Source organism: Mycolicibacterium neoaurum ATCC 25795 (genome assembly GCF_000691525.1).
Lineage (GTDB): Bacteria > Actinomycetota > Actinomycetes > Mycobacteriales > Mycobacteriaceae > Mycobacterium > Mycobacterium neoaurum.
On the sequence record NZ_JMDW01000013.1, the window covers coordinates 33490 to 53152 of the forward strand.

Consider the following 19663-nt stretch of genomic DNA (forward strand, 5'->3'; position numbering starts at 1 on the left):
CGCAGTCTTCGTGGCGTATCGAAGGGACTGCATCGGCCCGCATCAGCAGTGTATCAGCGCGGCGGGTTCACTACCCGGTGGAAACCGTCGGTACCAGCGGAAAGCCCGGCCAGTTCCGCACCACCGTCCAGGCCACCAGGGCCAGCACCACGGTGACCGTGGCGGCGGGTGGCATCAGTCTGCGCCCCTGCCGCCAACGCATGGCCAACCACAGCAGCAGCATCGGGATCCCGACGAGCATGAAGACGTTGTCGACCACGGCAGCGGCAAAATCACCGTGCAGGACATCGTGGGTCATCCGCAGACCACCGCATGCCGGGCATTCGAAACCGGTCAGGGTCTTGAACGGGCAGGCGGGGAAGAAGCCGGGCCGGTGCGGGTCGCCGAGGCCGATATAGGTCAGCGCACCGGCCAGCCCGAGTCCGGCACCGAGGACACCGGCCCGCCCGAGGGCGACCGTGCTAGGTGCCATCACGCAGGGGTCGGCCGTGCGGATCGCGCACCTTGTCGGTGAGGATCAAGATGGCGTCGATGAGACCCCAGATGACCGCACCGATGCCACAGGTCGCCAATCCGACGATCAGCTGGGCGATGCCGAAGCCCGTTTGTCCGAGGTAGATGCGGCCGATCCCGACCAGGCCGAAGAGCCCGAGCAACTGCAGGAGACCGGCAATGGTCTTGGACTTGTCCGAGAACGGCTCACCGGTGACCGGGTGCCTGCCGAACGGGGCTGACGGGTCGTAGCCCGGCATGCCACCCGGCCCCGGGTATCCGCCGGGATACGGCGGGGGGAACTGGTTGGCTTGGTATTGAGGCGGCTGGTACTGAGGCGGCTGGTAGCCCGGCGGTGGGCCGAAGTTCCCGGGATCGGGCGACTGCGGATAGGACTGCGGATCCGTCATTCCCTCAGGATGCCAGAAGCCCGAACCCCGCGCGGTGACGCCACGAGTCCCATTCTCGGGGAAACCACCGTCGTAGCAGGTCGATCATGATGGGCACCGATGTCGACGCCCCTGGCGAGGCGCCGAGCAGGCCTGCGATCGTGTCGTCGGCTGCGACGATCAGTTCGGTCCCCGTGCGCAACTGGCCATCCGGTGCGACCAGTTGCGCGCGCTGGCCGGCACTGATCCATTCCCAATCGCGTGGATCGGCGTTCGGGTAATAGCGACGAAGCTGGTCGAATCGGCGTCTGTCCGGGGTCAGCAGCTGACCGATCAGATAGCGGATGAGGGTCTTGTTACCGGTGGCCGCACGGATCAGCGCGCGCACGTTGTGCGGGCGGACGGTACCGAAGAAGTCGGTGAGGCGACCGCGGACGAGCAGTCGGGTGCTGACGGTGGCGTACGGACCGAACATCAGGTGGGCGTCGCCCTCGACGACCCGACGATCGAGGTGCGGCACCGACATCGGCGGTGCACCGATGGGCGCCTGACCGTAGACCTTGGCCGCGTGATGTCTCGTGATCTCCGGATCGGAACAGCGCAGAAAGGCCGCGCCGACCGGTAGCACCCCGTAGCCGTGGATCTCGGGCAGGCCTGCGCGTTGCAACAGCGTCAGCGTGTGCCCTCCGGCGCCGACGAACACGCGGTCGGCGTCCAGTTCGAATCGCTCTCGGCCGCACCGCCCGGCGACCCGCCAGCCGCCGTCGGGCGTCCGCGTCAGGGTGCGGACCTCGTGGCCGAGCAGGGTGTCACCGGTGATCAGCCGCGCAAGGTCGCGGGTGAGCGCCCCGAAATCGATATCGGTACCCGCCGGATGCCAGGTCGCGGCGACCCGCTGCGCGGGTTCGCACCCGGCCATGACCAGCGGTGCCCACTCGGCGATGACCGCGGGATCCTGCGAGTACCGCATCTCGGCGAACGCCGCAACGGTGCGCATCGTGTCGAAGCGGCGCCGCAGATAGGCGATATCGCGGTCACCGAAGACCACATCCATGTGCGGGGCGGTGGTGACGAAGGCGGGATCGAGCAGACCGGAGTCGACGAGGTGGGCCCACCAGCGCCGCGAGAGTGCGAATTGCTCGGCGACAGCGCCCGGGGTGCCGGCGTCGGCGGGATCGGGCATGTAGTTGAGCTCGCAGTATCCCGAGTGCCCGGTGCCGGCGTTGTTCCACGGGTGACTGCTCTCGGTGGCGATGTCGTCGGCACGCTCGACGATGGTGACCCGCCAATCCGGTTGTAGTAGTGCAAGCATCGCGCCCAGCGTGGCAGACATGATGCCGCCACCGATGAGTGCGACATCGACCGGAGCGGTGCGGGTATCGGTCGTCATGAGTGAAGGATCGGCCTGACGGCATTGATCCGTCCAATGAATGTTCTGGTGAATATCATCCGAATATGGATCAATTGTCGGGCCTGCTGGCACCGCACCTGCGGGCCCTCGATGAGTTGGTGGCCTGCGACGGACACATCACCCGTGCGGCCGAGCGACTGGGTATCCCGCAGTCGTCGATGAGCAGGCGGATTCACGCGTTGCAGAAGTCGCTCGGTGTGCCGCTGGTGATCCAGGACGGCCGGACGGTGCGTCTGACCCCGGCCGCGATACGGCTGGCGGGTCGAATCCGCGATCCGCTGCGTGCCATGAAGTCTGGTATCGAGTCCGTCATCGGCGACGCGGACGCCGAACACGGCACCGTCCGGTTCGGGTTCCCGCTGACCATGGGTTCGGGCCGATTGCCCACGCTGATCGCGGATTTCCATCGTCGGGCACCCGGCATCCGGCTGCAGATCAAACAGGCGCACGGTTCGGCATTGGCGGCCGACGTCCGTGCCGGCGAACTCGATGTCGCCGTCCTCATCCCGGCGCCGCAACGTCTGCAGCACACGGTGATCGGCATACAGCCGATTCAGGCGGTGCTGCCGGCCGACCACCGGCTTGCCAATCGGCGTCGGATCCGGCTGTCCGAACTGCGCGATGAGACCTTCATCGCCAACCCCACCAGCTACAACCTGCGCCAGCTGACCGAGAACTGGTGCCAGGCGGCCGGATTCACACCCAGAATGGCGTTGGAGATCACCGAGTTCGCCACCATGCGCGAGCTCATCGGTCGCGGGCTCGGTATCGCCCTGCTACCCCATGACGGCCGGATTGCGCCGGGCACCACCGAGATCGCCCTGAGCCCCGCCACCTATCAACGCGAGATCGCGCTGGCGTGGTCGCCGACCGCTGCGACCCCGGCCGGCCGGCGGTTCCTCGGCTTCCTACGCGAGCACTTCTGAGAATCCGTCAGCCGCGATCCGACCACCGGAACACCGCCAGACAACCGATCAGACCGCCGATGCACCACGCGGTCAGCACGAAGAAGATGCGCCAGTGCTCCCAGCTGCCGGCGGGCTCGACCGCCGCGAGCTCCGGGGGCAAGAGCACCGATCGGAACCCCTGCGCCATCCACTTCACCGGAAACAACGAACCGATGACCAGCATCCAGGTGGGCAGCGCCATGATCGGGACGTAGGTGCCAGACACGAACTGCAGGCCGACCGCGGGCCCGTTGGTCAGCGCTGCAGCCGACACCGCATTGCTGGCGATATTGCTGATGAGCACCCCGAGCAACGAACAACTGATGACCCCGAGCAGGAACACCCAGGTCAGGGTGAACCAGCCGAACGGGTCGGTGGGCAGCCTGAGCCCGAAGGCCAGCACCCCCACCAGGAGGAGCAGGATCGCCTCGGCCAGGCTGACGACGAGGACGAGCATGATCTTGCCGATGAAATACGACGTGGCGGTGGTCGGTGTGCCCCGCAGCCGCCGCAACGCACCGGTATCGCGGTCGGCGGCGATGCTGATGCCCAGGTTGACGAACGATGTGGACAGGATCCCGTAGGCGAGCATGCTGGCCGCGATCACCGAGCCCGTGCTGACGCCACCGACCGGCAGCTTCTCCGAGAAGATCGAACCGAGCAGCAGACAGATCACGGCGGGCATCGAGAACGTCAGGATCATCTGTTCGGGCCTGCGGTAGAACATCTTCAGCTCGGGCAGCACCCGGGAGAACCCGATGCGCACCACCGAGGGCACCGGGCGGGCATGCGCGCCGACACTCATGAATGACCGATCAACTGGAGGTAGGCCTCTTCAAGGGTTGGCCGCGACACCGTCAGACCCGTCAGCTCACGCCCGTCGGCGCCGAGTCTGCCGATCAGCTCCGTCGGCGTCGCGGTCCGCTCGATGCGCTCGATGTCACCGTCGAACCAGCGGACCGTTGCCGCGGTGTCGACATGTTCGGTCAAGCGGGTCGGCGAATCCACCGCCACAACGGTCCCCGCCGCCACCACCGCAACCCTGTCGGCGAGCGCCGCCGCCTCCTCCAGGTAGTGCGTCGTCATCAGGATCGTCGTCCCGTCGGCGGCCAGCAGTCTGATCAGCTCCCAGAACTGTTGGCGCGCTTCGGGATCGAATCCGGTGGTCGGCTCGTCGAGGAACAGCAGTTCCGGCTCGCCGACAATCCCCAATGCCACGTCGAGTCGACGCCGCTGACCGCCCGACAGCGTCCTGACCTTGGCATCGGCGGCACCGTCGAGGCCCACGAGGCCGAGCACATCCCGGGGCCGACGCGCCGCGCCGTAGCAGCTGGCGAACATCCGGACGGTCTCACCGACCGTCAGCATCCCGGCATCGCTGACCTCCTGGAGCACGATGCCGATCCGCGCCCGCCAGTGCCGACCGGCGGTGCCGGGATCCTGACCGAGGACGAGCACCTGCCCGGCATCACGGCGCCGGTTACCCTCCAGGATCTCGATCGTCGTCGATTTGCCCGCACCGTTCGGGCCGAGGATCGCGAACACCTCGCCATACTCCACGTCGAGCTGCAGATCCCGTACCGCACAACGATCGCCGTAGCTCTTGGACAGCCCGCGCACATGCACAGCCGTGTTGGGAAAATCCACCATCACGGAGCGGTCGCCTCACCGTCGGACATCTCCCCGTCCGCTTCGAGCTCGGCCAGCAGTGTGCGCAACTCCTCGTCGGAGAGATCTGCCAGCAGATCGTCCACATCGGCGCCTTCGGTGACATCGGTCTCGGTGACATCGGTTTCGGCCACATCGGTTTCGGCTACGGGCACCGCACCATGGATGGCATGCAACTCGTCGAGGATCCGGTCGGACAGCGAGTTGACGCTCACCCCGCGCAGGATCTCCAGGACGGGGACGTCGATGGAGAACACGGCATTGATGCGCACCCGGAAGTCCATCGCCATCATCGAGTCGAGCCCGATATCGTCGAGCATGTCATCGGGACGGATATCGGCTATCCCACAGTCGAATACGTCAGCCACCACGCGCTGCACCTGTTCGGCGATCAGGCTGCGCCGTTGCGCCTCCGGAGTCTCGGCGAGGACATCGAGGATCGACGAGTCCGCCCCCTCGGCGGACACGGCCGAGCCTGCCGATTCCAGCTCGGCGAACATCGCGGGCAACCGCCCACCCATGCCGGCCTGCCTGGCACGATCCCAATCGGCGCTGATGGCAACCACATTGGGGATGCGCTGGCTGATCAGCCGTCCCAGGATCCGGGCTCCCACCGCCGGAGTGATCAGCTCGATCCCCCGCTGGGCATAGATCTTCTCCAGCTTGAGTTCTTCGACCATCCCCACCGACCAGGGCCCCCACCCGATGGTCAGCGCCGGCAAGCCCTGCGCTTGCCGATGGTGAGCGAAGGCATCGAGGAAGGCATTTGCGGCCGCATAGTTCGCCTGCCCTGGCGCCGCGATGGTCGATCCGGCCGAGCCGAAAAGCACGAAGAAATCCAACTCGTGCCCGGCAAAAACGTCGTGCAACACCCTGGTGCCGGCCATTTTAGGAGCGAGCACCCGAGCGTAGTCATCCTCACCCATGTTGACGACGAGTTGGTCATTCACCGACCCCGCGGCATGCACGATGCCGCGCACCGGCCGACCGCCGCCGCGCAGATGCCCGGCCAACCATCGGCTCATCTCGTCGGCATCGGTGATATCGGCACTGACGGTCTCGATCTGGGCGCCCAGGCGCTCGATCAGCCGGAATGCGTTGACGGCCTTGATCTGCGGATGATCCTCGGACAGCTCCGACCACTCGTCCCGGGGCGGCAGCGCTGTTCGTCCGATCAGCGTGATGTGCCTGGCACCGCGCTCGGCCAGGAATCCGGCGACGACCCGACCGAGCGCACCCGCACCTCCGGTGACGACATAGGTGGCATCGGCGGACAATTTCATCGGGAACGGCTTGGTGAGCCCGCCGCACAACCGCAGTCTCGGGACCAGGGTGGTGGTACCCCGGATCGCGATCTGGTCCTCCGCCGCGCCACCGAGCACGTGCTCGCATATCCGGGTGGCGATCATCGCGCCGTCATCGGCGGAATCGATATCGATGAGCCCACCCCAGATGTCCGGGAACTCCTGATGGCCGATGACCCGGCCCAGCCCCCAGATGCTCGCCTGATCGAGGCTGGCCACCGCGGTACCCGGCGTCGCCTGGGCATTGGCGGTGACGAGAAAGATCTTGGGCTTGATCGTCGGGCGGTCGGCCAGCGCCTTCACCAGCCGCAGGATGTTGAACGGACCCGCGTCGAGGTTGTCCGGTGAGCCGTCGGTCATATCCATCGGCCAGCAGTCGATGATGCCGCCGAGGTCTGCGGCCTGCTCGTCGAGGATTGTCGCCCAGTCGATTCCTTCGGGCTCGCGGCGCAGCATGAGCACCCGCCGACCGTGCGAGCGCAGCGCGTCGGCGACGCGCTCCCCCACACCCGCGCCGTCGGCCAGCACCAACCAGCACGCTTCGTCGGCCGCGATGAGTGCGGGCTCGCCCGTATCGTCGGCCGGCGACCAGTGCAGTTCGTAGAGCCCCTTGTCGATGTGGTCGACCGACATCCGCGATGAGGAGCTCAGGGATTGTACGGTGAATCCGTCGAAGACCGCGAGCACCTGATCGTGTTCGTCGGTGACGGTGATATCGCATTCGACGGCATCCCGTGTCGCCGATACGACGTGCACCTGCACGGTCATGCTGGGTGTGGGTGGCCCGTAGACGGCGCAGCGCCGTATCCGTGTCGGCAGATAGGGGTCCTCGTTCTCCTCCTGACCGGAGAACGGTGCGCCGAACAGGGTCTGGAACGCCCCGTCGATCAGCGCGGGGTGGAATCGGTAGTCGCCCAGTTCATCGGCGATCTCGGCCGGTACCCGCAATTGCGCGGTGGCCCAGTCGTGTCCGGCTCGAACGGCGGTCACCGAGCGGAACGCGCCGCCATAGTCGAAACCGATCGCCTGGGTGCCCTGGTAGAACCGATCACCATCCATCGAGCTGGACGGACCGGTCCCGGCCGGGCGTGCGTGCGCGACCGTGGGACAGGTGCCGAGTTCGGCCGTCGCGGTGATCGCCCATTTGAGATCGCCGTCCCCGGTGGCCGTGAACGACGCGAATTCGACGGTACCGTCATCCTGATTGAGCGTGGTCCGGATGATGGGGTCGCATCGGTCATCGAGCAGCACAGCGCGGTGCAACACCAGATTCTCGACGCTGTGCTCGGATCCATAGGTCTGCCTCGCCGCGGCCATCGCCATTTCGACGTACACCGCGCCGGGCACCACGACACTGCCCTGGATACGGTGCCCTTCGAGGAATCCGTGTGCGGCCGTGCTGATCTCGACCTCCCAGGTCGGGTGCACACCGCGTACCGGCTGGCCGAGCAGCGGATGCACCGGCGTGTAGAACAGCGCCTCGTCGACCTCGTAGTTGTCGTACCAGTACCGCTTGGTCTGCCACGGGTAATGCGGCAGGCCGGCCACCTGGACTCGGTTGCCTGGGTAGACCCGGTCCCAGGCCACCTCGTGTCCGGCGTTGTGCAGCGCACCGAGGCAGGTCAGCAGGGTGCGGAGGTCGTCATGCTCGCGGCGTTGCGCGGACATCACCGAAACACGTTGCGCACCCGCCGTTTCCAGGATGGAGGCGGCCAGCACCGGATGTGGCCCGAGTTCGACGAAGTGGGTGTATCCGTCGTCGAGCATGCGGCGCAGCGCGGGCTCGAACAGCACCGTCGCCCTGGTGTTCTGCCACCAGTAGGCGGCACCCGCGTCGTAGCCGTCGAGCAGCTCGCCGGTGACCGTGGAGTACAGCGGCAGGCGCGCCGGGTCGGCCGACAGTCCCGCCAGCGAGTCGAGCAGATCAGCACGGACCGCATCCATGTAGTGGGTGTGGTACGGAACCTGCACGGCCAGATACCTGTTGAAGATCTGCGCCTCGTCGAGTTGCCTGGCGATGTCTTCCAGGACGTCACCGTCACCGGCGACGGTCACCGCCGACGGGCTGTTGATCGCCGCGATCGACACCCGACGACCGAACTCGTCGGCGATCTTCTGGTCGATGGTCTTCATCAGGGTTTCGGCGTCCAGCGCCACGGCGAGCATCCGCCCCTGCCCGCTGGTGCGCTGCTGCAATCGGCTGCGGTGATAGATCACCCGGACCGCCTGCTCGAAACTGAGCAGTCCGGCCAGATGGTGGGCGGCGACTTCCCCTGCGCTGTGCCCGATCACGGCGTCGGGAACGATCCCGAACTCGGCGAGTTGTGCGGCAAGGGCGACCTGGATCGCGAAGTTGGCGGGCTGGGCGATCTCGGTATTCGCCATCCGGGAGTCGGATTCGTTCCGACACAGTTCCTCTATCAGCGACCAGTCGGCGTACCGGGACAGCTCACGATCGGTTCGGCGGATGCTCTCGGTGAACGCCGGCGCCACGTCGAGAAGTCCCCGACACATCCGCCACCACTGCGGCCCCATTCCAGTGCAGACGAACGCCAGTTTCGCTGTGCTCGAACCGATTCGATCGGCCTCGATGGCACCACCGTCGGCCAGCGCGCGCAACTGCTCACGGACCTCGCCGAGATCCTCGCCGATGACGGTGTGCCGATGACTCAGATGGGTGCGGCGCCGGGCCAACGTGTATCCGAGATCGGGCAGCGCGATATCGGGGTGTTCCTCGAGGTGGTCGGCCAACCGGCCCGCCGTGGCGACGAGGGCCTCGGCGCTGCGCGCCGAGATCGGGATCGCGGCCAACGGAAGCGGATTCACCGCCGCGGGCGTTGTCATCGGCGCCGGTGGCTCGGCGAGCACGACGTGAGCATTGGTGCCGCCGAAACCGAAGGAGTTCACCCCCGCGATGCGGCGTGCCGCCGGCGGAAAGGGCCGGCCCGTCGGCGGGATGTCGAGTTTGAGCTCGGCGAGCGACACGTGCGATGTCGGCTTCTGCAGGTGCAGATTGGCCGGGATGAAACCGTGTTTGACCACCATGGCGGCCTTGATCAACCCGGCCACACCGGCACCGGCTTCCAGGTGGCCGATATTCGTCTTGACCGAACCGATGAGCAGCGGCCTGCTCGCCGGACGGTCCGTCGTGAGCGCCTGTGCCAACGCCCGCATCTCGATCGGATCGCCGACGGGGGTACCGGTTCCGTGCGCCTCGACATAGCCGATCTGGTCCGGGTCGAGCTCGGCGCGCTCCAGGGCGGCCTTGATCGCCAGCCGCTGAGCATCCTCACGGGGCACCGTGATGCCATCGGTATGCCCATCCTGGGACACCGCCGTGCCGAGGATCTGGGCGTAGATGTCGTCACCGTCGCGTAGTGCCTGCTGTAACGGCTTGATGATCACCACTGCGCCGCCCTCACCGCGGGCATACCCGTCGGCGGCGTCGTCGAAGGCGCGGCTGCGGCCCTGCGGACTGAGAAAACCGCTGCGGGATTCGGCGATCGCCGTGTTCGGTCCCACCATGATGTTGACCCCGCCGGCGACGGCCAGCTCGCACTCACCGTTCCAGATGCTCTGGGCCGCCAGGTGTGTGGCGACCAGCGAGCTCGAACACGCCGTGTCGACCGTCATGCTGGGACCCCGGAAATCGAAGGCATGCGACAGGCGATTGGCCAGCATCGTCATCATCATCCCGGTGGCCGAATGCGGCTTGAACCGATATCGGCTGGTCCGTCCCTGATTCTGGATCAGCTGATAGTCGAGGGTGAACCCGCCGATGAAGACGCCCACATCGGTGCCGGCGACCTGGTCGACGGGGATTCCGCCGTCTTCGAAAGCCTCCCAAGTCACCTCAAGTAGAAGCCGCTGCTGCGGGTCGAGCGAATGCGCCTCGCGTGGCGAGATGCCGAAGAACTGGGGATCGAACTGGTCGATTTCGGAAAGGAACCCGCCCCTGCGAGTCACCACCTTGCCCATCTTCGCCGGATTGGGATCGTGGTATCGCTGGGCGTTCCACCGCGTTGCCGGAACATCACCCGTGGCGTCGACCTCGTCGCGCAGCAAGCGCCAGAAGCTGTTCGCGGTGTCGGCGTCGCCGGGGAAACGGCAGCCGATCCCCACAATCGCCAGGGGTTCACGGTGGGCGGGCAGTTCGGTCACGGACATCGGCACTTTCTCGCGGCGCTACACGGCTGGACTGCATTCGTAGCCGCGACGGGGTTGGATGGGTACCCCGTTTCCTTTCAGGTACCGGTGTCCATGGCGATCAGCCTGCCTGCAGGGCCGGTGAACGGGTGACGATCCACTCACCGATGATCGGATCGGTGCCCTGCTCGCGGCGATAGGTGTTGCGCAACTCGCGTAACAGCCCGTCGCGCTGCCACTCCTGGACCTGGCGCATCACCCGGTCGTCGTCGAAGATTGTCGACTTGGCCGCGAGGACGGTCTCGACGAGTTGCCCGGCGATCTGGCGTAGCAGGCGGGCGTTGGCGGCGAACTGTGTGTCGAAATCCGGCCGGGCTTCCATCATCGCGTGGTGCAGCGTCACCATGAAGTTCAGCGGGGCATACAGGTCCAGGAACGGCACCGTCACCCCGGAATCCTCCACCGCGGACCACTCCCGGAAGAACTTCTGCATCCTGTTGCTCAAGGCGATCAACCCATCGAGCTGCGGGACGAATTCCGGATTGTCGGTCAGGCGAACATACCGATCGTTCATGTAGAGCAGGCCGATGAATCCCCAGTAGAACCCGATATCCCAGACCACCTTTGCCGACATCACGGCCGGGGTGCCCATCACGGCGTACTGGTCCTGGTAGATCGCCAGCCACATTTCGGTGAGCGACCGGAACAGCGTGTCACTGACCGCCGCACGGGCCGTGACGTCCTCACCGGACATCTCACGGTGGATCAGGTCGGTGATCAGTCCGTTGCCGATGGCGACGAGGTCGAGGCCCGAGGAGTAGAGCGGGTCGAGGAAGATGGCGGCATCTCCGGTCAGTGCCCAGCGCTGCGCGCCGTCATAGACCTTGCTGACCCCGTGGCTGTACTTCTTCATCACCCGGAAGTCCATGATCTGGTCGTCGTGCTCGGCCAGCACCGCTGCACATTGCGGTTCGTGCTCGCTGAGCCACGCCTTGGCCTTGTCCAGGGTGTTGAACCCGTCGAACGGGTGCAGCGCAGGGTCGGCGACGATTCCGACGCTGGTGGCTCCCGATCCCAGCCGGATCAGCCACACCCAGTAGCCCTCACCCATGAGGTGGTTGGTGGACATGGCCCGGTCGCCCTCGACCAGCCGGGAGTGGTAGCCCGGATCGTCACTCCAGGCGTTGATGTCGATCTCGGTGGCGACCCGCAACCACGCGGCGTTGCAGTGGTGCTCGTTGGTGAGCTTGAGGTCCAGCTGTCGCGGCAACGTGCGGTTGCGCCCGGATGCGTCGATGACCCAGCGGGCGGACACCTCGACCTCGGCGGTGTCGGTCTGATACGTGACGACGCTCGGGTCGGTCCCGAGCTCGACCGAACGTGCACGACCGCAGCGTATTTCGACGCCCGCCGCCAGACAGCGGCGGTGCAGTTCGTTCTCCAAGCGCCCACGGTCGATCTGATAGGTGACCTGCGGCACGAAAGACGAACCACCGAGTTCCATCCGGGTCGCGATATCTGTGTTGGCACCATCTGAGAAGAACATCCGCAGTCCCATCTTGCGCAGATGGGCGGTGCTCAGGTGATCGCCGAGGCCGAGCGTCTCACGCAGATAGTGCGCCGAGATCTCCACGGTGGATTCGCCGACGGTATGGGTGATCTCGGCCAGCGGATAGCTTTTCGGCTCGATGATCAGCACCCGGACGTCGGGGCGTCTGTCCCGCAACTGCAGGGCCAGACCCATCGCGGCGACACCGCCACCGATGATGACGACATCATGATCGGCCGACGGGCCGTCCGCCGCCGGTAACTGGTCTCTGATCTTCCGCGCAAGAGCCGCTCGCGTCCGCGCGTCGAGGTGGGCGAGTTCAGGGCGCATGAAATTCAACATACCCATCGCGCTCGGGACTCGACGGTTACTGGGAAATCTCGGCAGGCTGCCGGCGTCGTCCGTAGACAAGCTCGAATATCGGCGAGGTCATCAATGTGGTGACCACCGCGACGATCACCAGGATGGTGAACAGGGTGGGGGTGATGATGCCGGCCTGGAGCCCGATGTTGAGCAGGATCAATTCGATCAGCCCGCGGGCATTCATCAGGGCGCCGAGGGCCACCGATTCGCGCGTGGGCACGCGACTGATCCTGGCCGCGACCGCGCACGCGACGCCCTTGCCCACGATGGCGACGATCAACAGTCCCGCTGTGATGGCCCACAGCCGGGGGGTGTTGACCAGGCCGATCTGCGTGTTGAGCCCGGAATAGACGAAGAACAACGGCAGCAGCAATTTGGTGGTCAGCGGTTCGATCTTGTCGGTGAGCTGACCGGCGAAGTAACCCGACGGCATCGCGATGCCGAGGATGAATGCACCGAAGATCGCATAGATGCCGATGGTGTCGGTGAACCAGGCGCAGGCCATCAGCAGGATCAGGACCGTACTGAGCATCGATCCGCTGATGGCCTGCTGCTGCTCGGCCTTGGCGCCCATCGGCGCGAGGGCGCGCTTACCGATGGTCAGCACCACCACGGTGTAGAGCACGCCACCGCCGATGGCGAGGACGGCGAGCATCGGGCTGTTCTTGTAGACGGCCAGCACGACGGCAAGGATGCACCAGGAGATGGCATCGGAGGTGGCACCGCACGCCAGCGCAAGCGTACCCAAAGAGGTTCCGGTCAAACCCTTTTCGAAGATGATTCGGGCAAGCATGGGGAATGCTGTGATGGCGATCGACGCGCCGAGGAACATCATTGCCATGCCGAGGTTGACACCTTCGCCGAAGAACTCACCGCCGCCGAGCAACGGGATCGCCGCGAGCGCGCCGATGATCAGCGGCGCGAAGGTCCCGGTGGCCGAGACCGCGGCGGCGGTGCCGGCCCGCTGCCGGACGTGGTCGACGTCGAAATTCATGCCGATGACGAACATGTAGAGCACCAGGCCGACCTGCGCGGTGGTGTACAGCACGATGTTCGACGTCCCCGACGGGAACAGACCGGCCTGCAGGTCGGGGGCGATGCGACCGAGCAGCGACGGCCCGAGGACCACCCCGGCGATCATCTCACCGACAACGGGCGGTTGCCCGACGCGTCCGGCGACGATGCCGGCCAGCCGGCAGGCGGCCAGGATGACGGTGAGTTGCAGAAAGAACTGGATCGCGATGTCCGCGGGCATACGTCAGGTTAGCCAGCCGGAGATTGTCACCGCGGCACGGTCTGCTCGAGCGTGGTCAGTGCGGCCGCCGTCAACCCGGCGAACTCGGCGATCTCCGCCGATTCCCATGCGATGCCGACGAGTTCGGCCATCCGGCGATTGGTCGTGTTCTCGACCTCGGCATAACGGTCTTTCTTGTCCGCACCGTCGGCGAACGGTTCGGGCCAGCCGAACATTGCCGCATACCGCGGTCCCTTGTTCAGCATGTGCGCCTCGATGGGGCTGATACCGGACAGGCTGAGGGCGTTGAAGTGCAGACCGGCCCGCAGTTCCCGCAACACGAACATGACCTGCAGCGCACGGGCTGGCGCGTCGCCGGCCAGCGGCATGACCTTCCAGCCGGCGAACAACGCGACCGAAGACGTGGGCGCGACGGCGATCAGCCGCTCCCCCAGTTCGGCGATACGGTCGAGCCCGTGCGCTGCGGCCAGGTACCGCCGGCCGAACTCCGCGGCCTGCTCCCAATACACCTCGGCCGCGCCTGCGGCACCACGCACGGCGACGCCCTGCTCCCACAGGGCGGACAAACCGGTGGGTTCGAATACGGCAAAAACTGCCGCGACGGTCGCACCGGTGGCGTCCCCGAGGACTCCGCCGCGACCGGCGACGTACCCGGCGAGCGGATTCTCGTAGCCCGCCGCGCTGCTTTCGGCGTAGGTCTGCGGGTGCAGCATGAACACGGCGACCGCCTGTTCCACAGCGGCCCCGGCCGCCGCGGCGTGCTCGACCAGATCGGTATCAGTCATCCCCAGGCCTTTCGGAGGCATCGGTGTCGGGTCGAACAGTAGACGGCGGCCGATCCGGGGGCGGCCGAGTTCACCGCAACTCTGCGCACACGACGTCACCATGGGGCGGCTACCAGCAGTTTTCGTTCAGCACATCGATCTCACATTTTTCTTTGGTCTCGTCTGTCTCTGGTGTCACATGGTGGCGCAGTTCTGTCGGTTATCGCACGTATGTTCGAGTCATGGGATCGGATGTGGTGGCCAGTCGGGAGTCGGTGCAGCACGCCGTCTCCGATCGCGCCGCGTCGGTCAAAGCACTGTTGGACGCCGATTTCACGCTGTTCGACACCGCCGAGCTGTTGGCGTTGCAGTCCGAACGCGAACACCGCGCCCGCGCCGATGCGGTCATCGACGCCCGCATCCAGGCCGCAATCATGCAGCGCAGCACCGCACATGAGATCGGCGCCAAATCCTGGGTCGATGTCCTGATCACCCGGATGCGCCTGTCGGCCCGCGAGGCCGCAACCCGGGTGCGCCGTGCCGAACAACTGGCCCCCAGACGGTGTGTGACCGGGATGCCGCTCGATCCCGCGCTGCCGTTGTGCGCCCAGGCGTTGGCCGACGGCGACATCAACGAAGGCCACGTCACGGTGATCGCCGAGGCGGTGCGAATGGCCACCAAGTACGTCGATGCCGCCCAGTGCGCACAGTTGGAGGCCATCTTGGTCCCCGTGGCCCAGGTCAGTGGCCCCGAGACCGTGCACCAGGCCGCGGTACGGGCGCTCTACCTGATGAATCAGGACGGTCTGGGCCCGGATATCGCCCGCCACAAACGCGGCATCACCGTCGGCACACAGGACCCCGACGGGTTGACCCGCATCACCGGCTGGGTCGATGCCGAACTGGCCGCCTATTTGGGCACGGTCAACGACACCTGGGCCCGCCCCGGAATCAACAACCCCGAAGACCCCGACTCACCGGCCAACCCCGAGACACCCGACGCGGATTCTCAGGTCGGGGTCGGTCCAGCTGCGAAAGACACTGCCGTGCAACCTGACCCGGCCGCACCATCGGAGGATCCGTCCACGCTCTGGGAACAACTGCCCCTGCCCACCGATCTGGGTGAACTGGCCGACCGGATCGAGGCCGTCGACGCTGCCGCCGCGGCCGTGGCGTCCCCGGCACCGGCACTGCCGCCGCTGACCGGGCCCGCCGGCCGCGACACCCGCACCGCGGCGCAACGCAACCACGACGCCCTCAAAGCCGTCCTGCGCGACACCATCGCCTCCGGACGCCTCGGCCAACACAACGGGCTACCGGTCACCGTCGTGGTCTCGACCACCCTGGCCGAACTCGAAACCGCCGCCGGCATAGCGGTCACCGGTACCGGCACGCTGATGCCCATGCCCGACCTGATCCGCCTGGCCGAACACGCCCACCACTACCTGGTCGTCTACCGCCACCACACCGCCGAACCGCTCTACCTGGGCCGCACCAAACGCCTGGCCACCAAAGCCCAACGCCTACTGCTCCACCACCGCGACCGCGGCTGCACCCGCCCCGGCTGCACCCGATGCGCCAACCACTGCCAAGCCCACCACGCCCAACCCAGCTGGGCCCGCGGCGGACACACCGACGCCCCCACCCTCGGCCTGGGCTGCGGACCCGACAACCGCCTCGCCGAACTGGGCTGGACCACCAAAATCGACCCCACCACCGGCCGCGTCCACTGGCACCCACCACCACTACTGGACACCGGCGGCGACACCATCAACCACCACTTCCATCCAGAAGAACTACTCAACCACCCCGAAGAAGCGGTGGATGATCCTGAGCGACAGGACGATTCGGGATGAACGAGGCGTCACTCGGCGGGCTTGACCGCCAGCACCGGCTTCGGGCACTCCAGGATGAGCTTCTGCGCAACGCTGCCCAGCAGCAGCTTGCCCACCGGACTGCGATGCCGGATCCCGACGACCAGTATCTCGGCGTCCGGGGCGTCCATCGCGGTCAGCAGTTCGTCTACCGCGTCCACCCCGACGGGCTGACGCAGCTCGTATTCGACACCACACTCGGCGAGTCGCGCCTCCACATCGCGCACCTCTGCACCGCCGGCGAACCGCGAATCCACATAGGACTCACCGGAGGTCGAGTTGATCACCAACAGGCTGGTCTTACGCAGTTTCGCCTCGGCGATGCCGTGCTCCAGCGCGGCGTGCCCGAACTGGTCTGCGGTGTAACCGATGACAATCATCGTTGCTCCTCACGCATGCATCGGTCGATCACAGCTGGCCCGCCTTCGTCTTCTGGTCCTTGTCATCCTCGACGATCAACAGGCTCTCCTCGCTGCGGTTGAACAGCCGCAACACCAGCGGAGCCAGCAGCAGCAACGCCATCAGGACGTAGGTGACGATCGCGACCGGTTCGGTGAACAGGCTGCTCCAGTCACCGCCGCCGAGCTGCAGGCTCTGGCGCAGCTGGCGCTCGATTCGCGGGCCGAGGATCACACCGATGATCAACGGCAGCACCGGAAGTCCGAAGCGACGCATCATCAAGCCCATCAACCCGAAGATCAGCAGCAGCAACAGATCCAGCGGCTGCAAGTTCACCGCGAAGGCTCCGAGCGCGGCGAAGAACAGGATGCCTGCGTACAGGTAGGGACGCGGGGTACGCAACAGCTTGGCCCACAGCGGCGCCAACGGGAGGTTCAGCGCCAGCAGCATGAGATTGCCGATGAACAGACTGGCGATCAGCGTCCAGATCAGCAACGGTTCCTTGTCGAAGAGCGTGGGACCGGGCTGGATACCGTAGGAGACAAAGGCGGTCAGCATGACGGCGGCGGTGGCATTGGTCGGCAGACCCAGCGACAGCATCGGCACCAGAGTGCCTGCGGCAGAGGCGTTGTTCGCCGCTTCCGGACCGGCGACACCCTCGATGGCGCCCTTGCCGAACTCCTCGGGATGCTTGCTCAGCTTCTTCTCGGTGATGTAGCTCAGGAAGGTCGGCAGCTCCGCACCACCAGCGGGCAGCGCACCGAAGGGGAAACCGTACGCGGTACCGCGCAGCCAGGGCTTCCACGACCGCTTCCAGTCGCTCTTGCCCATCCAGGGCCGCCCGACCGGGATGACATCGGCCGGACGCCGGCGCAGATGGGCGCACACCCAGAGCGCCTCGCCGACGGCGAAGACCGCGACGGCGATGACGACGATGTCGATGCCGTCGGCCAGCAGTGGCACACCGAACGTGGCCCGGTTCTGGCCGGTCAGCGAGTCGATCCCGACGATGCCGATCGCGAGACCGAGCAGCAGCGAGATCAGTCCGCGCAGCTTCGAGGAGCCCAGCACCGCTGTGACCGCGACGAGGGCGAACAACATGATCGCCAGATACGAGGGCGCGCCGAGGGTGACGGCGAACCGGGACACCACGGGCGCGAAGGCGGCCAGCAGCACGGTGCCGATCGCACCGGCCACGAACGACCCGATGGCGGCGGTGGCCAGCGCCTGTGCAGCGCGGCCGGCCTTGGCCATCTTGTTGCCCTCGATCGCGGTGATCACCGACGAGGACTCACCGGGGGTGTTCAGCAGGATCGACGTCGTCGATCCGCCGTACATGCCGCCGTAGAAGATGCCGGCGAACATGATGAACGCCGCACTGGGGCTGACGTTGTAGGTGATCGGCAGCAGCAGGGCCACCGTCATCGCCGGACCGATGCCCGGCAACACGCCGACCGCGGTACCGAGCAGCACGCCGATCGCGGCGTACAGCAGATTCATCGGGGTGGCCGCCTCGGCGAACCCCTGCAGGAGCCAGTTGAAATTCTCCATTTACAGGATCCCATCCAATATGCCTGCGGGCAGCGGGATTCCGAGCCCGGAGTAGAACGCATAGAAGCTCACCAGCGCCAGCACGACGCCGATCGCGATATTGCGGACGTAATGGCGACTGCCCAGCACCGTGGCGCAGCCCGCGAAGAACAGCGCGCTGGTGATCGCCCAGCCCAGCGGGTTCACCAGGACGATCAGCATGACGAACAGCCCGATGAGCAATCCGACGGTGCGCCAGTCACTCGGCATGTCCGGATCGATGTCCTCGCCGGCATCGGCCTCACCGCGCGACCCGCGCGGGATCGCGATGGCCAGGACGACGGCCATCACCAACAGGCCGGCGCCGATGAGTATCGGGAAGAATCGCGGTCCGATGGGATCGACCTCGGCATAGCCGCCGGGCATGGACAGTGCGTCGTAGATGAGGAACGCACCGACGGCGATCATCACGACACAGACCACGTATTGCGCGTAATCCGGCCGCACCTTCTCGGCCTGCATTTCGGTACTCACACCAGCCCCAGATCGGTCAGCGTCGTCTCGACCCGGCGATCCTGTTCGGCGAGGAACTCCTCGAATGCCGGACCGGTCAGGAACGCATCCGTCCATCCGTTCTTCACCAGCGCTTCCTTCCATGCATCGGTTGCGTGCAGCTCCTCCAGAACCTTCACCATCGCGTCGCGGTCCTCGTCCGAGATCCCCGGCGGGGCAAGGATTCCGCGCCAGTTGGTGAAGGTCAGATCGATACCGGCCTCCTGCAGCGTCGGGGCGTCGATACCCTCGACGCGCTCACTGCCGGACACCGCGAGAACCCGGACCTGGCCGGCTTCGATCTGGTCGACGTATTCGCCGAGACCCGAGGTACCCGCCGCAATCTTGTTGCCCAGCAAGGCAGTCAGCAGATCCCCACCACCGTCGTAGCTGATGAAGTTCACCTTGGTCGGGTCGACACCGACGGCCTTGGCGGTCTCCATCGGGAACAGGTGGTCGGGACCACCGGGGTTGGACCCACCACCGACGGTGACCTTGGCCGGGTCGGCCTTCCAGGCGTTGACGAAATCCTGCACCGTCCGGAACGGGGAATCGGCCGGGACCAGGATGCCCTCCTGCTCCTCGACGACCTTCGCCAGCGCGGTGGCGTCGGAGGCGCGGGCGCTGGACCCGTTGGTTAACACCGCACCGACCACGCCGAGGCCCATCATCATCATGAGGTCGCCGTTGCCCCGCTCGTTCATCAAGCGCGCCATCGCGACGGTGCCACCTGCGCCGATCACGTTGAACACCTCGACACGACCGGTGATCTTGTCGTCTTCCATGATCTTGACCGCGGTACGCGCCGTCAGGTCGTAACCGCCACCGGGACTGTTCGGCACCATCATCCGCAACCGGTGCAATCCGGACTCATCGCCGCGGGTGACCCCGCAGGCGGAGAGCACAAGCGCGGCGACCAGTGCGATGACCAACGAGACCGTGATCCGCCGACCGCCCGACTGCCCTACGTACATATCGACCCCAATCAATTGTGATGCTCAGCAATACTGGACCCTGCTC

15 protein-coding genes are annotated in these 19663 nt (G+C 66.3%); 2 read left to right on the forward strand and 13 right to left on the reverse strand.

The window, feature by feature from the left end:
* Positions 1-70: 70 nt before the first annotated feature.
* From IC40_RS0119535 to IC40_RS0119545, 3 genes are read right to left on the reverse strand one after another with little or no spacing between them, the layout of a single operon-like run.
* Positions 71-472: a DUF2752 domain-containing protein gene (locus tag IC40_RS0119535; protein WP_030136373.1), complete on the reverse strand. Its 402-nt coding sequence runs from the start codon at positions 470-472 to the stop codon at positions 71-73.
* Positions 462-902 (reverse strand): NINE protein, encoded by a 441-nt coding sequence (locus tag IC40_RS0119540; protein ID WP_030136374.1) that lies wholly within the window; start codon positions 900-902, stop codon positions 462-464. Before IC40_RS0119540 ends, IC40_RS0119535 begins: the two co-directional genes overlap by 11 nt.
* A 4-nt stretch (positions 903-906) precedes the next feature.
* The gene (locus tag IC40_RS0119545; protein WP_030136375.1) at positions 907-2271 is read right to left on the reverse strand and encodes a malate:quinone oxidoreductase; all 1365 of its coding nucleotides are present in this window, start codon (positions 2269-2271) and stop codon (positions 907-909) included.
* Between the two features lie 65 nt (positions 2272-2336).
* On the opposite strand from IC40_RS0119545, the gene IC40_RS0119550 reads away from it, so the two are divergent.
* Positions 2337-3218, forward strand: coding sequence for a LysR family transcriptional regulator (locus IC40_RS0119550; protein WP_030136376.1), 882 nt, complete (start codon positions 2337-2339; stop codon positions 3216-3218).
* Between the two features lie 7 nt (positions 3219-3225).
* On the opposite strand, the gene IC40_RS0119555 is transcribed toward IC40_RS0119550, so the two are convergent.
* The 6 genes from IC40_RS0119555 to IC40_RS0119580 form a co-directional block, all read right to left on the reverse strand.
* A complete protein-coding gene (locus tag IC40_RS0119555; RefSeq protein WP_030136377.1) occupies positions 3226-4044 on the reverse strand; it encodes an ABC transporter permease in 819 nt (272 codons plus the stop codon).
* Entirely contained in the window at positions 4041-4889 is an 849-nt protein-coding gene (locus tag IC40_RS0119560; RefSeq protein WP_030136378.1) for an ABC transporter ATP-binding protein, read from the reverse strand. The genes IC40_RS0119555 and IC40_RS0119560 overlap by 4 nt, the downstream gene beginning before the upstream one ends.
* Complete coding sequence (locus tag IC40_RS0119565) at positions 4889-10378, reverse strand: type I polyketide synthase (RefSeq protein ID WP_030136379.1); 5490 nt, start codon at positions 10376-10378, stop codon at positions 4889-4891. The genes IC40_RS0119560 and IC40_RS0119565 overlap by 1 nt, the downstream gene beginning before the upstream one ends.
* A gap of 100 nt (positions 10379-10478) precedes the next feature.
* Positions 10479-12236, reverse strand: a complete 1758-nt coding sequence (locus IC40_RS0119570) for an NAD(P)/FAD-dependent oxidoreductase (protein ID WP_036470430.1) — start codon at positions 12234-12236, stop codon at positions 10479-10481.
* A gap of 37 nt (positions 12237-12273) precedes the next feature.
* Positions 12274-13524, reverse strand: a complete 1251-nt coding sequence (locus IC40_RS0119575; protein ID WP_030136381.1) for a cation:proton antiporter domain-containing protein — start codon at positions 13522-13524, stop codon at positions 12274-12276.
* Between the two features lie 26 nt (positions 13525-13550).
* Positions 13551-14309, reverse strand: coding sequence for an SCO6745 family protein (locus IC40_RS0119580; protein ID WP_191293609.1), 759 nt, complete (start codon positions 14307-14309; stop codon positions 13551-13553).
* A 221-nt stretch (positions 14310-14530) separates the two neighbouring features.
* Between IC40_RS0119580 and IC40_RS28320 the strand changes: the two genes are divergently transcribed.
* A complete protein-coding gene (locus IC40_RS28320) occupies positions 14531-16144 on the forward strand; it encodes a DUF222 domain-containing protein (RefSeq protein ID WP_051644392.1) in 1614 nt (537 codons plus the stop codon).
* 8 nt (positions 16145-16152) lie between these two features.
* Here IC40_RS28320 and IC40_RS0119590 read toward each other — a convergent pair whose 3' ends face one another.
* Genes IC40_RS0119590 through IC40_RS0119605 form a run of 4 tightly spaced genes read right to left on the reverse strand, consistent with a single transcriptional unit; the run spans position 16153 to position 19617 of the window.
* A complete protein-coding gene (locus IC40_RS0119590; protein ID WP_030136384.1) occupies positions 16153-16542 on the reverse strand; it encodes a universal stress protein in 390 nt (129 codons plus the stop codon).
* Positions 16543-16570: 28 nt separating this feature from the next.
* The gene (locus IC40_RS0119595) at positions 16571-18112 is read right to left on the reverse strand and encodes a tripartite tricarboxylate transporter permease (protein ID WP_030136385.1); all 1542 of its coding nucleotides are present in this window, start codon (positions 18110-18112) and stop codon (positions 16571-16573) included.
* Entirely contained in the window at positions 18113-18613 is a 501-nt protein-coding gene (locus tag IC40_RS0119600) for a tripartite tricarboxylate transporter TctB family protein (RefSeq protein WP_030136386.1), read from the reverse strand.
* Positions 18614-18621: 8 nt separating this feature from the next.
* Positions 18622-19617 (reverse strand): Bug family tripartite tricarboxylate transporter substrate binding protein, encoded by a 996-nt coding sequence (locus tag IC40_RS0119605; protein ID WP_030136387.1) that lies wholly within the window; start codon positions 19615-19617, stop codon positions 18622-18624.
* Between the last annotated feature and the right edge of the window lie 46 nt (positions 19618-19663).